At 36.4% G+C, this 19,898-nt stretch carries 16 protein-coding genes; 1 reads left to right on the top strand and 15 read right to left on the bottom strand.

Annotation, left to right across the window (positions count from 1 at the left end; genetic code table 11):
* Positions 1-546 precede the first annotated feature (546 nt).
* A complete protein-coding gene (locus RM049_RS01665; protein ID WP_322702936.1) occupies positions 547-1,671 on the top strand; it encodes a glycoside hydrolase family 2 TIM barrel-domain containing protein in 1,125 nt (374 codons plus the stop codon).
* Between the two features lie 243 nt (positions 1,672-1,914).
* On the opposite strand, the gene RM049_RS01660 is transcribed toward RM049_RS01665, so the two are convergent.
* From RM049_RS01660 to RM049_RS01590, 15 genes are all read right to left on the bottom strand, one after another.
* Complete coding sequence (locus RM049_RS01660; RefSeq protein ID WP_322702935.1) at positions 1,915-2,811, bottom strand: glycosyltransferase; 897 nt, start codon at positions 2,809-2,811, stop codon at positions 1,915-1,917.
* A 42-nt stretch (positions 2,812-2,853) separates the two neighbouring features.
* Positions 2,854-3,834: a hypothetical protein gene (locus tag RM049_RS01655; protein ID WP_322702934.1), complete on the bottom strand. Its 981-nt coding sequence runs from the start codon at positions 3,832-3,834 to the stop codon at positions 2,854-2,856.
* Positions 3,835-3,998: 164 nt separating this feature from the next.
* Positions 3,999-4,766 carry a glycosyltransferase family 2 protein gene (locus RM049_RS01650; RefSeq protein WP_322702933.1) on the bottom strand — a complete coding sequence of 256 codons (768 nt, stop codon included), beginning with the start codon at positions 4,764-4,766 and terminating at the stop codon, positions 3,999-4,001.
* Position 4,767: 1 nt separating this feature from the next.
* Positions 4,768-6,126, bottom strand: a complete 1,359-nt coding sequence (locus RM049_RS01645; RefSeq protein WP_322702932.1) for a hypothetical protein — start codon at positions 6,124-6,126, stop codon at positions 4,768-4,770.
* A gap of 175 nt (positions 6,127-6,301) precedes the next feature.
* Positions 6,302-7,564 (bottom strand): glycosyltransferase family 4 protein, encoded by a 1,263-nt coding sequence (locus RM049_RS01640; RefSeq protein ID WP_322702931.1) that lies wholly within the window; start codon positions 7,562-7,564, stop codon positions 6,302-6,304.
* A 38-nt stretch (positions 7,565-7,602) separates the two neighbouring features.
* Positions 7,603-8,520 (bottom strand): glycosyltransferase family 2 protein, encoded by a 918-nt coding sequence (locus RM049_RS01635; protein ID WP_322702930.1) that lies wholly within the window; start codon positions 8,518-8,520, stop codon positions 7,603-7,605.
* A gap of 158 nt (positions 8,521-8,678) precedes the next feature.
* Positions 8,679-9,692, bottom strand: a complete 1,014-nt coding sequence (locus RM049_RS01630; RefSeq protein WP_322702929.1) for a glycosyltransferase family 2 protein — start codon at positions 9,690-9,692, stop codon at positions 8,679-8,681.
* 129 nt (positions 9,693-9,821) lie between these two features.
* Positions 9,822-10,784: a glycosyltransferase family A protein gene (locus RM049_RS01625; RefSeq protein ID WP_322702928.1), complete on the bottom strand. Its 963-nt coding sequence runs from the start codon at positions 10,782-10,784 to the stop codon at positions 9,822-9,824.
* Complete coding sequence (locus RM049_RS01620) at positions 10,777-11,814, bottom strand: polysaccharide deacetylase family protein (RefSeq protein WP_322702927.1); 1,038 nt, start codon at positions 11,812-11,814, stop codon at positions 10,777-10,779. The genes RM049_RS01625 and RM049_RS01620 overlap by 8 nt, the downstream gene beginning before the upstream one ends.
* A gap of 4 nt (positions 11,815-11,818) precedes the next feature.
* Entirely contained in the window at positions 11,819-12,547 is a 729-nt protein-coding gene (locus RM049_RS01615; protein WP_322702926.1) for a methyltransferase domain-containing protein, read from the bottom strand.
* A 43-nt stretch (positions 12,548-12,590) separates the two neighbouring features.
* Positions 12,591-13,526 carry an SDR family oxidoreductase gene (locus tag RM049_RS01610; protein ID WP_322672085.1) on the bottom strand — a complete coding sequence of 312 codons (936 nt, stop codon included), beginning with the start codon at positions 13,524-13,526 and terminating at the stop codon, positions 12,591-12,593.
* A 92-nt stretch (positions 13,527-13,618) separates the two neighbouring features.
* Positions 13,619-14,854 (bottom strand): glycosyltransferase family 4 protein, encoded by a 1,236-nt coding sequence (locus RM049_RS01605; protein ID WP_322702925.1) that lies wholly within the window; start codon positions 14,852-14,854, stop codon positions 13,619-13,621.
* A 105-nt stretch (positions 14,855-14,959) separates the two neighbouring features.
* Positions 14,960-16,285, bottom strand: coding sequence for an ABC transporter ATP-binding protein (locus RM049_RS01600; protein ID WP_322702924.1), 1,326 nt, complete (start codon positions 16,283-16,285; stop codon positions 14,960-14,962).
* A gap of 41 nt (positions 16,286-16,326) precedes the next feature.
* Positions 16,327-17,172, bottom strand: coding sequence for an ABC transporter permease (locus RM049_RS01595; protein WP_322683835.1), 846 nt, complete (start codon positions 17,170-17,172; stop codon positions 16,327-16,329).
* 52 nt (positions 17,173-17,224) lie between these two features.
* Positions 17,225-19,408, bottom strand: coding sequence for a polysaccharide biosynthesis tyrosine autokinase (locus RM049_RS01590; protein ID WP_322702923.1), 2,184 nt, complete (start codon positions 19,406-19,408; stop codon positions 17,225-17,227).
* Between the last annotated feature and the right edge of the window lie 490 nt (positions 19,409-19,898).

Raw genomic sequence — 19,898 nt, 5'->3', positions numbered from 1 at the left:
ATTTAACTACTGATTCAATGCTACTCTATCTGCGATCGCAATTATTTTCGCTGTCACTTCGGCAAATGCGCTTCTAGAGAAAATATCAGCACCGTTGTCAAGTGAGCAAAGACTAGACCTAAAATACCAACTTTGGTATGCAACAGTGAAGCCCACCACTACAACGATACAAATATAAAAGTATAAAGTGATACTTTTATATTAATGTCACTTCTTAAAAAGGGACAGTGACTAAAGAAAGCATAACTGTTAGTGGTAGCGATCGCTTTAAATTCACTACAAAAAATGTTAATGCAGTGAAACTGTTACAAGATATTTATAATTTTAAATATTGCCAATGATTTTCATAGAACCAGCATATATCACCAAAATTGGACGTGACCAGTTTTATCGCGGACAAACGTTTGCTTACATCGCTACTAAGGTATGAGGTAGGTACTCAAATGTCCTTGAATAAGTTGCAATGATTCATAGATAATACCAAATATTGCCAAACCAATCAATGTGATGTTTAATTAAGCTTGTTCTTAAATTTAATATTTGATAATGATAACGCGACGTAAATTTATAGCTTTAATTCCTGGTTTTTTAGTAGCTAGTACTAGCAGCATACTTGTAAGTTTAAATCCCAAAAAATATTTAAATAATCGGAAACGAAGTTTACCGTTTTTCTTAGGATGGTATGACAATATCAATAATATAGATGTACCAATAAAAGCATCTTCTAAAGGAATTGACTTATTAATGCCCTATGTTGAAAAAGAAGGCAAGGCAAAAATCCAGGCATTTTTGGATGCTTCTAAAAAAACACCAATAAAAATTCTGCTTGAGATTCCTCGTCCTTTAATCGAATCAGAAAATATTTCAGGAGTGAAAGACTTTATTCGTACTTATAAAAACCATCCTTCCGTTTATGCTTGGTATCTTTATGATGAACCAGAAATAAAAAAACCTAGACCAATTTCTCCAAATTTGTTAAAAAAGGTATACAAAGCTATTAAGGAAGAAGATAAATCAAAGCCAGTGGCATTAGTTTTTCACAAAATAGAAAAAATTGAACCTTACAGCGATGCAATGGATATACTGATGTGGGATTGTTATCCTTGCAAAGATGGAGTTGTAGAATTCCAATGGGTATCATTTTACCGAAAAGCACTCTACGAAGTCATTTCCCTTGCTGATGTTAAAAACAAAAAATTTTGGAACGTAATACAAGCTTATAGAGGAAATCAGACCGATCTTCGATTACCAACAAAGTTAGAATTTCGCTATATGTTTTATTTATCAGTCCTTACAGGGGCTGATGGGCTGCTATTTTGGATACACTATCTCTCTTCACCTTCCTGGAATGAGTCAGTTTTGTATCCTACTATTAAAGAATTCCGAGATTACATTCCTGCAATCGTTAGAGGAGAAGATTTAAGTAATCCAGTACAAGTAAACAACCCAAATATAGAAGTTAAATTATTTCCTATTCCTAATACTACAAAATATTTAATTATAGCTGTTAATCATACTTCGACTCAAATAAATTTTGTAATAAAACTGACTCAGAGTTTAGCTGGTAAAATAGTTACTTTTAATGAAAAAACTATTAATAACCTATTTCCTAATGCAAGTTTCAGCACTCGTTTAAATGCTTATGAAGTAAAGTTGTATCAAGTAAGATAAGTTAATAAGCTTAGTAATTAAATATAAGACATCTAAATTTTTCAAACTTCTTATTCCGTATCTCTTAACTCTGAGAAGTAGGGATGAAGAAGTTTGAGCTATGTGGCATAGTTAAGTTTATCTTATGTTTAATTGCGTTGTTCAACTGAGAGATACAGTATGATAAATATTTTTTATAAAAATTAAATAGATATGATATTCAACCAATTTTTATAATAATTAATACCTATAGTTTGAATATAATTAATTAGAAATATTCGATTTATATTTAACTAAAAATTCGCCAGCATTTTGATTAAAATTGCTCTCTTTTTTAAACTTTTTGTATCCCCAAACTTGCATTTGATAAGGAAGAATGCGAAATAGTAAAGACATGACTTTGAGAATATTTAATTTTAGTGAAAGAGTATTGTATTGATATCGTGCTTTAATTTGCTGTCCTAAAGCCGCAGACCTTCTACTTATAACGCCTGTATTTCTATAATAAAGTAAAGGTTCAGATAAATTTGAAATACCTACTCTCAATTTCAATGCTCTTGCCCACAATTCTAAATCACATTCAGAACGAAATTCCATGTTATAAAGCCCTGTTTTAGCAAAAACGCTACTTCTAAACATCACAGATGGATGTATCAACGGATTTTGATAATGAAACAGTGCATGTATCTCCTGATTACATACAGGCATTATCCTAATTGAGCAATTTTCTCTTGGAAATTCATCTTCAAAGACATAAGCCCAAGTACCTAAGATGTCAATATCTAAGTTATTTTCTAAAAAATCTATTTGTTTACTTAATCGCTCTGGATGTGCAATGTCATCAGAGTCCATTCTTGCGTAGTATGTAGATGAAGAGTTTAATATAGAGATATTAAGTGCATGAGCTAAACCCATGTTTTGAGAAATTAAGAGGTGTTTTATATGAGGATAAGTTGCAGTATATTCATTAACAGTTTCCTCCAAAGTTTTTGAAACCAAACCATCCTGAATTAAATGAATTTCCTTTGCTGGTACGCTTTGCCATAAAATAGAGTCAATAGCAGCACGAAGATGTGCAATATTGCTACCTTGGTAAAAAGGAATACCCACTGTAATGCTTGCTTGTATGTTGCTAGAAACTGTAGGTACTATATTCGACATGGATGTATTTCACCTCTGTATATTTCAAAAACAAAAATATGTTTATAAAATTTCTTGCAAGGTTTTTGAAAGATAAGCTTCTGAATGATTTTCTTGGAAGTATCTTATTGCTTCCCAATAGCGGGTTTCATAATCATTTATGTCCATACTAAATACATCATAAATACATTTTGACATTGAACTTTTGTCATTAAAATCAGTAAAAAAGACAAAACTTAGACCTTTTAAATATGAGAAAGTAGAAATATCATTAATAATTAAAAGCTTTCCATAACTCAAAGCCTCTGTCACCACACCACTTTGAGTTGAGAAGGAGTAGGGAATCACAACAAAGTGGCTTAAACCAAGTAGGAAACTTTTAGCACTATTTGAAATGAAGCCAGGAAATCTAATTATTAGTTTTTCGTCGTAATTTACTTGTATGTTCCTCTCACTTCCACCCCGAATAAATCTCGCTTGTTTTGGGTAATCTGTGTTAATTATACTTGCTAGAGATAAAAATCCTTGAGGGTTTTTATCTCTATCTGCTCGACCTAACAATAAAAAAGTTTTTTCCTTATCCCAACTATACTTTAGTTGTGCTAAATTATTGTGTAAAATATTTTCTGGTATAGAAATAAATGATAAGTTTAACTTGTAAAGCTTATCATTATTAACGAAGTCTTTTGCTTTCAAAACTGCCTCATTGCTAGGCAATAATATTTTATCTCCTATATAGCCAAAAATTATATGATATAAAAATACAATATCTGCTTTTAAAGGGTTAATTCTTCCTTTTTCAAATTTAGGCTCATGCATTAAATAAAAAACTTTTAATTTCTTATTTAAAAATTTACTAATAGTTTTTAAAATTAAAGCTAATACTAAATAATCTAACTGAATTAAAAAGAAAAATACTGATATTTCTTCTTCCTTATTTATGCTCACGAACTGTTTGATTAATGACCAAACCTCTCGTAAAGTGACGGAATACAAGTATTTTACAGAATAACTAGCTATATCAGAATCAGTATTTAGTGTCATTGCTTTGTAAAAAGATTCTGAGCAATGATGCACTCTGGGATTTTTCGGTCTAAAAAGATATATTATATGCATAATTCACAAATGGATAAAAACGCGGTGATTTCAAAAATAAATATTTGAGATGACTGAAGTCTTAGTAAATATTCGCTAATATAATTTTGGATTTATTCACTTTTTTTTGATGCAAAAGGTGAATCAATTTTGAGATAGTTTTTAAATAAAATTAATGTATTTAAAATGCTAACTATCAATTTTTCATGTATTTTATTAGCGTAAATCAAACGTATTTGTGAATGTTCACTAATTCTCTTTTGAGTTTGGCTAGAAATACCTCCAGGTTCGCGTATTGATATTACTGTAGGTAAATAAAAGATTGTTATATTTTTAAGCATTCGTAAAAATAACTCGTAATCCATAGAAATTTTGAGAGATTCATTGTATTTGTAATTCTTATGTAGAGAAGTTTCACAGAAAAACCCCTGGTGTGGTAAAAACATAAAGTATTTTAGAAATTTCGATGAAAGTTGCGGCGGACGATAAAATATGGTTTCTCCAGCAAAACTTGTAGTGACGGTGACACCAATAGCACATTTCCATTTATGTTGCATATAGCTTTGCACAACTTCAGAAATCACTGTTTTGGAAAAGAATACATCTCCAGAGTTTAAGAAGAAAATTAAATCCCCATTACTTTTTTGTAACCCTTTATTAAATGCGCTAGATATCCCATTATCTAGTTCTGACAAATAAATATAATTTTTAGAATGGGTATATGAATCTAAAAACTCTTTACTTCCATCATCAGAATCTCCGTCAATAATAATATGCTCTATTATTTTATAGTCTTGTTCTTTGACTGATTGTAAGGTTTTTTGCAATCCTTGGTAATTATTTTTGGATATCGTCACTATCGATACTTGGCAATTATTCATATTAGTTATGATTAATTAGGTTTAATAAAAACTGATAAAAAAGGTAAAAATATTCACTGATTGGTGTAGTTAGCGGTTCACCATTCCAAAAAGTTAGGTAGCTTTGAGGAAGTGTGATACTAACAAAAAAGTAAATCATCCTGAAAACAATTGCCAATATAAATATCAAAGTATCATAGCTATAGGCACCATTAAGTTTGTCTGAAGAGAGAGCGATAATATAAAAAAAACCAGGTATGCAAAAAAATATACTGGTAATTCTCAAATTAAATCCATATGTTAAAGATCCAAAATAAAGTAAGAAAAGCAAAAAGAATGTTGTAATCCATCTTATATATCTTCTATTTGTTTTGCTATATACTCTATTTATTTTGCTTAGATCGGTTCTCAAGATAAATATAGAGATAATAATATAATCAAGAATAGGACGTATTTGATTTTTAATTTTATCTCCAAAACTGTAGTCATCACCGCCACCGCCATAAATATCGATTCTCTGAGATACAGAACCATCAAAAGATGACAATGAACTTGTCAAATCTAGCAGTGATTTCATTATTACTGATGAAAATAAAAGTATCGAGCTAAAACAAATAATAATACTAAATCTATTATTCAAATATTTAGAAAATGATTTGAATGGATTTAATGCATTAATAAATTTATACTTGAATAGTCCAGGTAATATGCCAAAAGTATACATTAAAGAAGATTTGTGTGTCCAATAACCGACATATATACAAAGACAAGCAATAACAAAATTATCAATATAAATAGCAGGTATTATAAATATCCATGAATAAATTTGTCTCATCCAAAATAGTTGAAAATAGTATCCTTGAGTCGTTACATTAATTAATATGATTAATGGATAAAATTCGGGCATAAATAGTATGGCGAAAACGGTGAAAGCCGTATTCATGGTCAAAGATTGAAGGAATAAAAAACTCAGTTGACTAGGCCCTATTAATACACTCAAATATTTAGGCAAGATGAAAGAGACTGGTTCTAGTTCGATATCTGGAATAGTCAACCCTGTTTCTTTCTGAAGCGAAGAATAAATATCAAGATATACAATTGTATCTTGAAATGGCTCAAAGCTAGCTATATATGTAGTAATTGTAAATAAAACTAGTAAGATTGGAAATATATTAAGTATACGTTTTTGGCTTCCTACTATTTTATTTTGGGAAACGTTAATTTGGCAATATACAAGTATAAAAACTACACCTAATAACGGAATAATAGCCAAAATAGCTAGACCAAATATCAAAATAAAAATTTTTAAATTGCCAAATAAAGAAAAAACTTTATGTATTGAATGGATTTTATTTTTTTCTGGGATGAATTTAAGAAGCATAATTTTTAGATTACAAGTGCAACATTATCACCTCTATAGACTCAAAACCCTTGCACTTTCTCTGGGAGGTTACTAAACGAATTTGATGAGACTCTGTTACGAAGCTAGTATTTATCAAGCTGCGTGAATTCTAAATCCGCAGTGGGGGCTTTTTCAGCAAGCCCTATATAGTTACTCACTTTTTTTGTATATTCATTGCTTCCTTATAAACCGCAACGTACTGCTGTGCGATCCGAACTGGGTCAAACATATATTCTGCATGACGACGGGCTGCTAAACTAAGAGATTTACTTTCCTTTTGTTGTTGTAGAACCCATTGAATTCCTGTTGCTAAATCTTCTGCTTCGTATGGTTGTGCCAAATAGCCTGACACTCTATGCTGAATTAAATCAGGCATTCCTCCAATTTTGAAAGCAACAGTAGGAGTACCACAAGCTATTGCCTCAACAACTGTATTCGGTAAGTTATCTTGTCTAGAAGGTGCAACAAAGACATCAGCAGCAGAATAGAGTAGAGCCAGAGAAATATCATCAGCAAGATGTCCTGTATATCGAAGTGGGAAACCCAATTTAGGAACTTGTGGCGGACGTGACTGTCCAAAAATTACTATTTCAATTTCTATATCTTTTGACTTTTGATTTTCCAGAAAACTGGTAGCTTGTAATAATAAATCAATACCTTTGCGAGGATCGTTAGTTCCACCCAAGGCACCAAATAAAATTAACGATCGCTGTTGAGGTAAATTCAAAAGCTGTCGTGCTAATGTTTTTTCAATCGGGCGAAAGCTATCTAAATCTAAGGGATATGGTATTACTGAGACGGGACAATCTGCCATCAATGCACTATTGCGAGCGCAATCTGCTAGCCAGTTACTAGGACACACAATATGGAAAGGATATTTCCAGTTACGTTGCTTGCGTTCCCAAGTCCAACGATTTAAATCGAAACCAGACTCGTCTTGGGGACGATTGTCTGCTCGATAACCCTCACGCCAGCGAGCATTAAGTCCATCGTTTGTATAGTGCTCTGCTCCACAAAATGCCCACATATCGTGAAATGTCCACACTATTGGTTTACGAATCTGACCAATTTCACTAATGGATAAAGTCTCTGCACCTACCCAATGAAGATTTATCACATCTGCATCAGAGGTATGGAAAGATTTTACCCAATTAGAAGGAAGAATCCCCGCTGAAAAACGCGTTGGATCGGAACTTTTGATGGTTTTTTTGGCTAATAAACCAATCCCTGTACGAATTTCTGTTGTTATTCTTCCGATTTTTAATGAATTACCTCTAACTGTTGGATCGTCAGAAATTTTTGACAAAACTTGCATCCGAGAATCTATTTCTGCCTGTAATAGACAACGATGAATCCGGTAAGCTGCACGAGCAGCACCTCCAGATAAATCAGAATAACTAGTATGAATAATTTGCATAAATAGATTCAATGATTAAACATTAATAGCTCGACAAATTATTTGAAATTTTTGAATGTTTTTCTGAGTTTTCTCTGGACACGTTTCAACAAACTTGGCATATAAACATTCTCTCTTGTAAAGCGATCGGCTTGGCGATCTGGGATCGTGAAGGGCGGATGTTGTAATGGAAATTGCATAGGTTGTGTCGGAACATTGGAGCGTGGATCGCCTCGATCTGTTGTATTGGTTCCATCCAGATCGAATCCCAGATTGCTAATCAAATTAACTGTGGGGATAATGCTCAAGGCATTTTGTAACCAGGAACAGAGCATCCATTGATAGTCCCAAGTGTCAAAACCATCATAGGTAGATTGGAATTGGTTTTGCCAAAATTGGACTTCTCTGGAATCTCTGAGAATGTCTTGCAGCCAACCCTCGTCACGAATGGTTAACCACTTTTTCATTTCTAGATCGTAATGTTGCCATGCCCTACGCCAGGTTGCCCATCCCCATGTTCGGGCATAAATCGAAAAGTAATAGCTATCCTGAGTCTGCCGATTTCTAGGATTGCCCAAGGGAGTATTATCTCCAGAAATTGTCATAACCCGCTCATCATGACGGTAATACCTCAATAATTCTTCGCAATAGGGAAAAAATGTCGGATGAGGTAAACAGTCGTCTTCCAGAAGAATAGCTTCTTCAACGATGTCAAATACCCAAGAAAAAGCAGTAGCTTCCCGCTGCTTCATTCCCATATTGATGTCAGAATAATTGGTTAAGACTTCGCAGGGCCAGTCAACGCGATCGATTATCGATCGCGTTTCAGCACATTTTTCGGACTCTCCAGCTCGATTTACACGAGGCCCATCCGCTGCAACTAGGAGCATCGGTGGACGCGCTTGGCGAATAGCCTCAAACACTTTTGCGGTTCTATCTGGGCGATTGAAAATGATGAACGCAACTGGAGTTTGCATTTTGACAATACCTTTCTTCCTGAAAGTTGATACAAGAGATGATGCGTTTGTACAGTGCGTAAGTTTTAAAGTCGCCAAACAATAAACAAGTCTGGAAGGATTTTAATGACTGGAGTGACTATCTGATTACTTTCCGCAATTGGTATTATTTAGTTTATTTAACTTCGATAAAATGACAGCGAACGTTTCAATCCAGCTTGGGTAGCAAAGTAAATAAAATATGCTATCACCTTTGGTGAAATACTGCATTGAAATGCCTCTTGAATTTGGGCGATCGCAGCAGATAAATCGCCAATCATCAGCATATTTTGGGCTGTTCTGAGAGCACAGATTGCCGAGTGTTTTTTATTAGCATCGATCAGGCGATCGACTGTTGATTGTGGCAGATAAGCAGGCAAATAAGACTGTGCAATTTCCAATCCACGGCGTACCTCTTGCATGTTTTTGCCTGTACGCACAGTTTGTCCAGTATTAGATACAGAATGTAACCGATAAATAGCTAGTGGCTCAACTTCGTACCATACAGGGTATTGTGCGGCAATTCGCACCCACATTTCCCAGTCTTCATAATAAAAACAAAACCGACGATCAAAACTACCTAACTTTTCATATACTTGTCGGCGAACGACAATAGAGGGAGTTTGAATATATTGTTTAACTATAATCTTTTCCAACCAATTATCAATTGTGCCGCTTTGAGGTTGTAATATCTCAGAAAAGTGTCGCCAGTGCCCTGTCTCATCCATAAAGATGTGACGACAGAAAGCGGCTCCTATTTCCGGCTGAGTATCAAATGTTTGTTGCATCTTGCGATAAAAGCCTTCCCGAACGCAATCGTCACCATGCAAAAGATGGATGAGTTTGCCACGCGATCGCTCTAAGCAGGTGGTAAAGTTCTTAACGTGTCCAACATTTTCTGGCTGGCGATAAAAACTGACGCGATCGCCTGCTAATTCTTTAACAATAGCTTCAGGATCGTCCTTGGTGGAGTGGTCATCAACCACCTCTATTTGCATTATCTCCGATCCTGGGTCTTGCGCTAAAACGCTTGCTAATGTTTCACGCAGATAGTTTGCACAGTTGTAAGTGGGAATCATCACTGACCATAAAGGTCGCGGTTCTCCATCGGGCACAGGTTGAATAACAGATCGAAAAGGGTATAGCTCATTCATAATAATTGGCTTTTCGTTAGTTCAGATGTTCAGTTAATTTGTTTTTTTATTGCTGTAATCAAATAATTTCTTCAAGTCATTGTGAAAAACTATCTGTCAATTAGTTCTGGACAGATCGCTAAATTTAGTCTATGTCTGTCTTAATATGAATTTCACAACTTTTTTTATACTCCTTTTAAGAGACTGAGCAACATCTGGAAAAAATTGCAACAAGTAGAACATTCGTGGGTGCTGATAAGGCCATAATGCTTTATTTAAAGCTTGCAAAATCTCAGTATCCTGGTATCCTTGTTCGCACAAATATTTCTCTAACCAAGTCAAGAAAGTTAAGTGGGTAGAATTTGGTTTGAGTGGATTGTATTGTGCTGAAGCTTGTGCAACATAACAGGAGCTTTTTGGGTGTTGTCGATACCTATCCCAACAGCCACTTTCTACAAAGACAGATGCATTGACACAGACTTTGGCAAAGAAGGCTTGATCTTCAAACATTCCTCGGAAGGACTCCTCAAAGCCACCGACATCTTGAACGAGTTTGCGACGTATGAGGACGCTACAGGTGCCTGGTGTTTCGGCTTTGCCTTTCAAAAACAACTTGAGCAGTGTTGGCGGTTTTAGTAGGGTATCAGGTTTTACACCTAGAATTCGTTGGCGATCGCGCTTCGCATCTTCAGGATTACCCGTCCAGCTAAACCACATCAGAGTGGAGCCATAAACCATACCTGCTTCGGGGTGAGCTTCTAATATTGCTACCTGCTTCTCCAGTTTTTGTGGCAACCAGATATCATCTGCATCTAGTAAAGCAATATATTCACCTTTTGCATGGCGAATTCCCAGATTGCGCGTTGCGCTCATACCGCGATTTTGATGACCTTCATGCTCCAAATAGCGCACTTTGTTAGGGTGTTGTTGGGCATATCGCAACGCAATGGCTGTACTCTTGTCGGCTGAACCGTCATCTGCTAACGAAAGTTCCCAATTGTCATAGGTTTGAGCGAAAATGCTTTCTATTGCTTCTATAAAGAAATTTTCAACAGCGTTCAAAAAAATGATGATGCAGGAAACTAATGGTTTCTTATTTATCTGTTCAACCATAAAACCACCTCGCTAATTGCTTGGCAAATTTTTCCCCATTCCAGTTTTCAATCCCGAAGCGAGGCAATTGAAAACTCTTGCTTTGTCGCCAGACAATGTCTTCAGTTGTAGTGCAAGCACAGTCAAATCCAATAGTTCGAGCCAGTTCAAGCGTTTCTGGAGTGTAATTACCAAATGGATAGGAAAAACTTGTCATGGGACGATTGAGCATCTCCTCTAAAGCAGCTTTGCTTTGCTGGATTTCATACCTTTGTAATTCTGTTGATTGTGCTGAAAGAAATGGATGGGTAACTGTGTGAGCGCCAATTTCTACTAAATCTCCTTGCCCCAAAGCACACACCTCTTCCAGTAAAAGGGAGCGGTGAGTCTTACGTACCGTAGATTTTGCATTAGCCCAAATTACTAACTCGTCTAGAGCTTTTAAACATTCCCGTTCCGGTAAAGGTAGTAATACTTGCCAAATTGAGTAATAGAAAGACATTCGAGAACCGGGTTTAGCTTCCCAAGCTTTAGAAGTGCGATCGCTTTGATAGTCTTGTTGAGTGTAATTGGCGGCTTGACCCAGCTCCCAGTGACAAAGGCTACCATTAATATTCAAAGAAAGTTTCTCTGGTAATTTGCCTGGTTGCAAAAGTAGCCTTTCTAACTCGTCCCACCAAAACTCACGCTCTTTTCCTATGTAGCCAGTACTTACAAAAACCGTGGCTGGAATGCTATAGCGCTCAAGTATTGGTTTGGCATTATGGAGATTGTCTGCATAACCGTCATCAAAGGTGACAACCACTGCTCGCTCTGGAATGTTGCCATCTCGATGCGCTTGCACGAATTGCTTAAGGCTAAGGGGTTGGTAATATTTTTGTAAAACTTCTAGTTGCTCGGCAAAGTATTGGGGAGTTACGCACAGACTCCAGGGATCTAATTCTACCTCAGCGACGCGATGGTACATCAAAATCAGCCCCTTAGAGGATGCTAAATTTTTTTGGAACCGTCGAATTGTTCGCTTCAATTTGTCACTTCCAGGTATTTTCATTCCATCACCTCATATCAGGTTTCACTGCTCTGACGGTGATAGTTACCTCGTAGCTACGGTCATGATAATCTAGCTTTCCCTTGGGTATATCTTGAACTACCAATCCTTGAAGAAAAGCTGTGGCTGCCAAAGCATTTCCGTGGGTTCCGACTTGAATATTCTCCTTAGGAAAAACCTCCTCAAACAGTCGCTGTGCAGATAGGGCTGTAAAATTCCAACACCAGCAACTGTTCCATTCCTCATCTTTAAGTGGTGTGATTCCCGGAAACGTAGCCAGAACAACACCTCCTGGTTTCATAATTCTGTAGGCTGTTAAGAGCGCTAGTCGCACTTCGTAAATTAGCTGAAGCGTCTGAACCAGTATAAAGCAGTCAAATGTATTTGATGGTATATGTTCTGCATCTGTTAGGTCTGCGATGATTGTTGCATTGGGGTTATCTTTAACATGCAATACATCGCTTTTAGTAACGCGATCGCCTCCAAATTCCTGAGTATAATAGTTATCTCCAATTTCTAATACGTGCCCATGAATATCATTTGAATAGCGACCCAAAAAATTCTCAATATAGTAGCGGTCAATTGGTTTTCCTTGCTCAAAACCCCAACCTGAATTTATAGGTTTTAAGCTTTGCAAAGTACCCAGGCGTACCTTATTATATTGAGACTTTAGCCAGTAGTGGGTAGGAGATGGTAATATCTTTTGGACGATTAGTTTTAACTGTTCTTTGTTCATCAGAAAAAATTATTTTAATGAATATGGCTTTTTTTAATAAGAGCTATATACCTAACAGTTCTGCATAACTCCAATTTGCATAAACACGGACACCCCGTTCTAAAGATAAAAAATCGGTTATTCCTAGACTTCCTAATTTTGTAACATCAGCTTGCCAATTAATGGGGGTTCCAACAGGAACCATTCCATCAAACTCAACACTACCTTTGTAGTCTAAAGATTTAAACACCATCTCCGCTAGCTCTGAAATTGTAACTTCTCTTCCACTTGCAAAATTATATGTTTCTCCTTGCATTGGTGCAGAAGTTGCTACTACTAATAAAGCTTTGGCAATGTCGAGTACATGAATAAAATCACGGCTTTCTTTGCCAGTTCCTTGTAACTTAACTATGGGTTGATAAATTGCTTGTCGGCAAATATCCCAAAGGACTTGACGGCGTAAACCCGGGCCATAAGCAGAAAAAATTCGTACACTTGCAGTTGGTAAATCATAAACTTTGCTAAATTCTAAACATAGTTGTTCGCTTTGTAACTTATGAAATCCATAAGGAGAAATGGGGTTACAGCGTTGAGTTTCTCCAATAGGTAATGACTCTGGATTTCCATAAATAGCTGCACTAGAAAGAAAAATAAATCGACATCTAGGGGCATTAATTCGCAACGCATTTAAAATTTCAAAAGTTAAAGCTGTATTAGATTGAAAGTCAACATCGGGTTCTATAATCGATAAGCCAACAGAGGCACGCCCTGCACAATGAATGCAAATGTTAGGAGAATATTCCTTTAATAAGTTATTTAAAGAGGGGTCGGGTAATTTAAGACGATGATAGGCTGTTAAGTTGTGAAGGGGAGCATTTTCAGGAGGCGAATTATCAACGCCTATTACCGACCAACCTTGCTCTGAGAAATACCGAGCAACGTAACGACCAATAAATCCCGCTACCCCAGTAACTAAAACTGATTGATGGAAAGTAGTCATTTTGGTTATGCTCTAATAACTAGTGTTTGACAATTTTTCTAAATTGAGATAAATGAATTTTGATAATTATCTCAATATTTAAAGTTAAATATTTACATATCTAAAACAGTTTTTGTCCACCAATCTTTTCGAGTATTAGCAAAATTAAAAGCATCTTCTAAGATGCGGTTACTTAATTGCTCTAAGACTTCTTTTCTCGATAAAGTATCACAAATATAAGCTGCTGCTTCGTCAGGGCTATTAATATCTAAAATTGGCAAGCCAGATAAATATGGTAATGCTTTCAGACAAGGCTCAGTTGCAAAGAAAGGAATTCCATAAGAAATACATTCAACTAATTTCATTTTCACTGAAAAATCATTATCAATAGGACATATAAAAATATCGGAAGTCTGAAACAAAACCTCAAGCTGTTCTTTAGGAATAAAACCAGGAATATGAACGTTACTTTCTATAGTCCAATCTTTGGGTATATTATTAAAATCTGTACCAGCAATCACAATTTTTATTTTATTATTTAGTTTTAATAATCTCGGAGATAATTCATAAATTAGCCATTTTACAGCTAAGAAATTGAAATAGAAATTAATATTACCAGCAAAGAAAACTGTCTTTGAATTTGTATAACGCCAGCCGACGAGTTTAGGCGGGAGTATTTGTGAATTGATCGATGCTTTTTTATTAGCTAGTAAATAATTGGGAATATCTGCTTCGGACATAAATATACATTTATCAGCCAATTCACAGACTTTTTTCTCAAAGTTCTTTAGTCTTAAATAACTAATAAAAATACTAAATTTAGATTTGTAATTGAACCAATTATAGGGAGCAAGAGCTTTAAAAAATTCTGCTTCTTTATCAGTTGCAAGATATATCTTTTTTTGTTTAAGTTTAAGGAAATTTTTAAACCATAAAATACTATATAGCTGTTCAACAATAACAACTTTAATCGAGAGTTGTTCGCAGAGTTCAGTTAAATATTCAGAAACATGTTTTGCTCGATCCCAATTGTAGTACGTTACATTCTGAAAGCTAAAAGTCGAGCGTAATTTATACACTAATCTTTTATATATTTTTACTACTTCTTTTAAAAAACTTTCTTTTGTTGTAGAAGGGCTTAATCGATTAGTTAAGTAATATTTAACTTTTAAATTTTCTAATTGTGTTTTAGTTTGTAATTGATTACTTTCGTTACAAGTAACGGCAACATAAAGGTTGATATCTTCTATCTGAGATAGTTGAAAAATATCATTTAAAAGTGCCATTCCACAACCATTATTAGGGTCTAAAGGATAACTTGTGAAATAAAGAACATTTTGCTTTTCCATGCCTTCTCTCTTATCTATCTTGTATCAAAAGTGATGTCTAGTGATGTCTTTTTTTGTATTGAATAAACATTAGACTATCTCTAAAAGTCTCTCAGTAAATTATTTCTAGGTTTTTAAATTTAGATTTGAATCGGCGATTGGCGCTGATAATACTTGAAAGTTACAGGTTACTAAACCGTCACATGTTATACCAAAATCTTCGGATGGAAGTTCAACCACCTCTATTTCAAATGCCGACTCAATATAATCAAAGATAGTATGGAATGAAGAATCGGAAAGCCAAAGACCAATGACATAAGTACCTGATTTTAAATGTAGCTTTTCAATGTTTAATTTAACTAGATTTTCTCCCTGCTGAAGGGATATTATTTGTCCAAGTGATACAATATCCGCATTTACTAATTTTATACCGTACTGGTTATAGACAACAACTGCAAGACTTCCTATATTTCTTGAGGAATCTGATTCGATTTTCAGTAGAAATTCAAGTTCACCATTTGAATAAGCATTAAAAGAAATATCTTTTTTTGAACTACTATATTGAACAGCGATAAAACGAGCTTGTCCATTGCCATTTCGATGTGCATCGCTTAAATTTATCCACTTTTTGGGAAAAGCTTGACAAGAATAATAGTTACTAGATAAATATTGAGTTATCACGCTATTTGTATTTCCGTAATTAATTAGCTGCCCCTTATTTAGTAACAAACATTTAGAACATAGTCGTTGAATTGCTTCAATATTGTGACTTACAAATAGAACTGTTCGAGCTTGATCGTTGGATACTTCCTGCATTTTGCCAAGACATTTTTTCTGAAAATTTGCATCTCCAACTGCTAAAACCTCATCCACAATCAAAACATCTGGCTCTAAATGTGCCGCAACTGAAAATGCGAGGCGTACATACATCCCAGAGGAGTAGCGTTTAACAGGCGTATCTAAAAATTTTTCAATCTCTGCAAAATCAACAATTTCATCAAACTTGCGTTTGATCTGTTCCCGACTCATGCCCAAAATCGCGCCATTGAGGTAAATATTTTCCCGCCCTGTCAACTCAGGATGAAAACCTGTCCCCACCTCTAACAAACTCGCTACCCGTCCCGTAATCTCAATACTGCCATGAGTAGGTTCCGTGATCCGGCTCAAAAGCTTCAGTAATGTCGATTTGCCGGCTCCATTCCGCCCAAGAATTCCCACCCGATCGCCCTGCTTAATCTCAAACGACAGATCCTTGACTGCCCAAAATTCCTCATGATTCGAGTTTTGCGTTTTGTGTTTTGCGTTTTGATTAAAGGGGTTCAACGTCTTCGCGATCGATTTCGCCCCGTCCACTATCACATCGCGCAACGCCTTATAGCGATATCCCTCCTGCTGATGGCTCAACACATAGCTCTTACTTAAGTTCTCAACCTTAACCACCGTATCTGCCATATATCCTCCAACCTCTGCTAACAACTCCTGAAACGCTGTACCTAAATAATGTCCGCAAACTTGCGCTCCATCCGGCGGAAATAGTAAATCCCGGTAATCAGTACTAAGATGACTAACCCCACGGACAAGAGAAATCCGGGTAAATAAATAGCAAAGTCTTTACCCAAAATTGCCCACCGGAAACCATCAATTACACCCACCATTGGATTTAATGAGTAAAGTAGTCGCCACTGTTCCGGCACCACACTACTACTAAAACCCACCGGCGAAATATAGAGTCCAAACTGCACAATAAACGGCACAATATATCGGAAATCCCGATATTCCACGTTTAATGCCGCCAGCCATAACCCCGATCCCATCGCCGCCGCAAATGCGATCGCAATAAACAACGGCAGCGTTAAAATTCGCCAATCCGGCACAAAGTTATACCACGCCATAAAGCCCAACAGAATGATTGCAGAAATCATAAAATCGACAAAACTCACAATCACTGCACTTGTTGGGACAATCAAACGCGGAAAATAAACCTTAGAAATTAAATTAGAATTACTAATTAAGCTATTACTACACTCACTCAAGGCATTGGAAAAGAACTGCCAAGGTAGCATCGCCGAAAACACCACAATCGGGTAAGGCGCACCTGCCGACGGAGCCTTGAGTAAAACACCAAATACAACCGTAAACACAACTGTCGTTAAAAAAGGTCGCAGCAATGCCCAAGACAGCCCGATCGCCGTTTGCTTATAGCGCACCAAGATGTCTCGCCAAGCCAAGAAGTAAAACAACTCCCGATACTTCCAGATATCCTGCCAGTACTGCTGCTCGGTTTGCCCTGCCTTAATCACTAATTTCTGCCGAGGCTCGATTGTCTGTTTTCCGATCATGAAAATACCCCTATCCCCATTAACCTATAGTCAAGTCAATAAATAAACTTCATCAAGCTCTTATCCCAGGCAAATTTATCTGGCTCAAAGCAGACCTTTTTCCACCGTCAGATCCCCTAGAGTGATAGTAACCAGACGCCTTTTCAGCAGTAACCCCATTTACCACCATTCCTAAAACATGCGATCGCGCTTGCTCTAGCATCATTTTCGTACTCTTAGCAACAGCACGGTCAAGCACTTCAGGATGTACAACCAGCAATATCCCATCTGCCATTTTGCCTAGCATGAGTGCATCACCAAACAAACTCAAGGCAGGAGTATCAATAATCACACAATCATACTCTTTGACTGCCTCTTGAATTAACAAAGCCATACGCTGCGAATCTAGCAATGCTGCGGGGTTAGATGGGATTGTCCCAGCCGTTAGTAAATCCAAGTTAACTAATACTTCTTGAGTGGTGTTGCGAAACTCTGCTTGACCAACTAAAACATTACTTAGTCCGATTGGATTAGATAATTTCCAGATTTCCTGTTGGGAAGAGTGACGCATATCCGCATCTACTAATAGGATTTTGCGCCCCATATGTGCTTTAGCTACTGCCAAATTTGCAGCCACAAATGATTTGCCTTCACCCGGAGCTGAACTAACTACGGCAATTACTTTTAATGGTCGATCGGAGATAGTAAAATCCAGGTTTGTCTGAAGCATCTCAAAGGCTGAACTTGCTCCCGAATATGGATTATCTTTGACTGCTAGTTCGACTAGACCTTCCCCACTGTTTTTAGCTTTTCGATCGAAGTGAGGAATCGTACCGAGTAAAGAATAACCTAATAACTGCTGGGCTTGCTCAAGAGTTTTCAGGGATCTATCCATAGATTCTAAGATCAAAGCTACGCCTACACCCAGCAAAATTCCCAAAAATCCACCCAGTGCTAGCTGAAAGGCAATTTTGGAAGGAATAGCTTTTTGAGGAAGTAAAGCCGCAGATATTACCCTGGCATTACCGACATTCTGATTTACTACTACATCGACTTCTTGCGATCGCTTTAGCAGTTCTTCATAAGTAGATGTAGCAACTTGCAACTGTCGCTCTAACTGCTCCTGTTTTTCTTGCAGTTGCGGTAAAACACTCAATCGTCTTTGAGAAAGTGTGTATGCATTCTGCAAAACCGTAATTCGGTTAGCTAATGCTGAACGTTCTACATCCGACTGTACCAGTTGGGCCACTAAGGTCTGCTTGAGTTCTCCCATCCCTAAATTCTGGGCTGGTACAGATTTTTCTCTATCTGCATTCTCAACAATTCGCGTCTCTAGCTGCTTTTTGAGGGCTGCTTCTTTTGCTAACAAATTAACAATCGTCGGATGTTTGTCTGTATAACGAGTCTTTTCTACTGCTAACTGGTTTTGCACCTGTTGGTATTGTGTTAACACTTCCTGCACAGCTTTTGATTGACTTAAATTCCCTATATCCACAGCCTGCTGCGAATTCAATCTCAATTGACGTTGCAGAAGTTTTGAGCGAGTCTCAGCATCCGTTAAATTTGCCTGGGCTTGGGTAATCTGGTCTGATAAGTTTGCGAGTTTGTCCACTCCTTTCGTTGCTTCTTGGTCTAAAGCGATTACCCGATTTCCTTCTTTAAATTGACGCAAAGCTGCTTCCGATCTAGCTACCCTTGCTTCAACTTCAGGTAATTGCTTGCGTAAAAACTTCTTTGCCACTGTCGCTTGGGCTTGGTTAATGCGAATATTGTTCTCCAGGTAATATCTCATCAGCGAATTCACAACATCTGCGGCTTCTTTTGGATTGCTGCTGCTGTACGAAATCGCCAAAATATCTGTACCTCGGACACTTTTAATTTTGACTTGTTTGAGAAACTCATCTATTTCCAAGGGTGTTCCTTGCTTATCTACCAACCTGAGACTAGCAATAGTTTTCTCAACTATTGGATTAGAACGAATGACCTCTGCTTCTGTATCCAATGGACTGTTGATTTCAGTCACACTTCTCAACTCCCCAACTTGTGCCGAGGGATTTGTCAGCGAAGAAACGCGGTCAGTTTTACTGAAAAGCAACTTACCTTCTGCTTCATAAATTGGTTTTTGCTTGATAGCACTTAAAGCTGAAAGCCCAAAAATAGAGGCAGTCACCACAGCTATAATTAGCCAACGCCTTTTCAGAAGTAGCGAGTATTGCTGCAAATCTAAGGAGTTTTGGTCTTCTTGGTTAGAGGGCATGGAGTATGTTACGAATACCTGAAATTGTTTTTACTAATTTTGCTTCACAATTTTGGTAGTCCAAGATAGCTATTTGGACATAATTAGGATTAATTACTAATGGTTTGTATAAAAAATTATAATAAAAATATCCGTATTTTTAAAATGTTTGCTTTTTATTAGATTTCCTTAGATTTATCCCAGAAATATTATCTGAATGTCAAGGTGTTTTTAATTTTTTTTCTAAAATTTTAAATTACATTAAAAAGCATTTATTTTAACTCATTAAGTAGAAAAGCATAAATATTTATAGTTGAGGTCGAGCAGGAGGTAGAAGGCAAGATATAAGAGGGAAGAAGCTTTTAGCCTCATTTATCTTGGTTAACATGATTATGTTTTTTTTCACCCACTTACTTCTTTGGTATTAATTTAATAACAGCATTTCAACAGCTTGCATAAGCTTTTTCTTTATTTTGTTACTTTATGAACAGCTACTTTAACAGCAAATATA

Source organism: Nostoc sp. DedQUE04, from assembly GCF_034530995.1.
GTDB lineage: Bacteria > Cyanobacteriota > Cyanobacteriia > Cyanobacteriales > Nostocaceae > Nostoc.
This window is presented reverse-complemented; position numbering and strand designations above follow the sequence as displayed.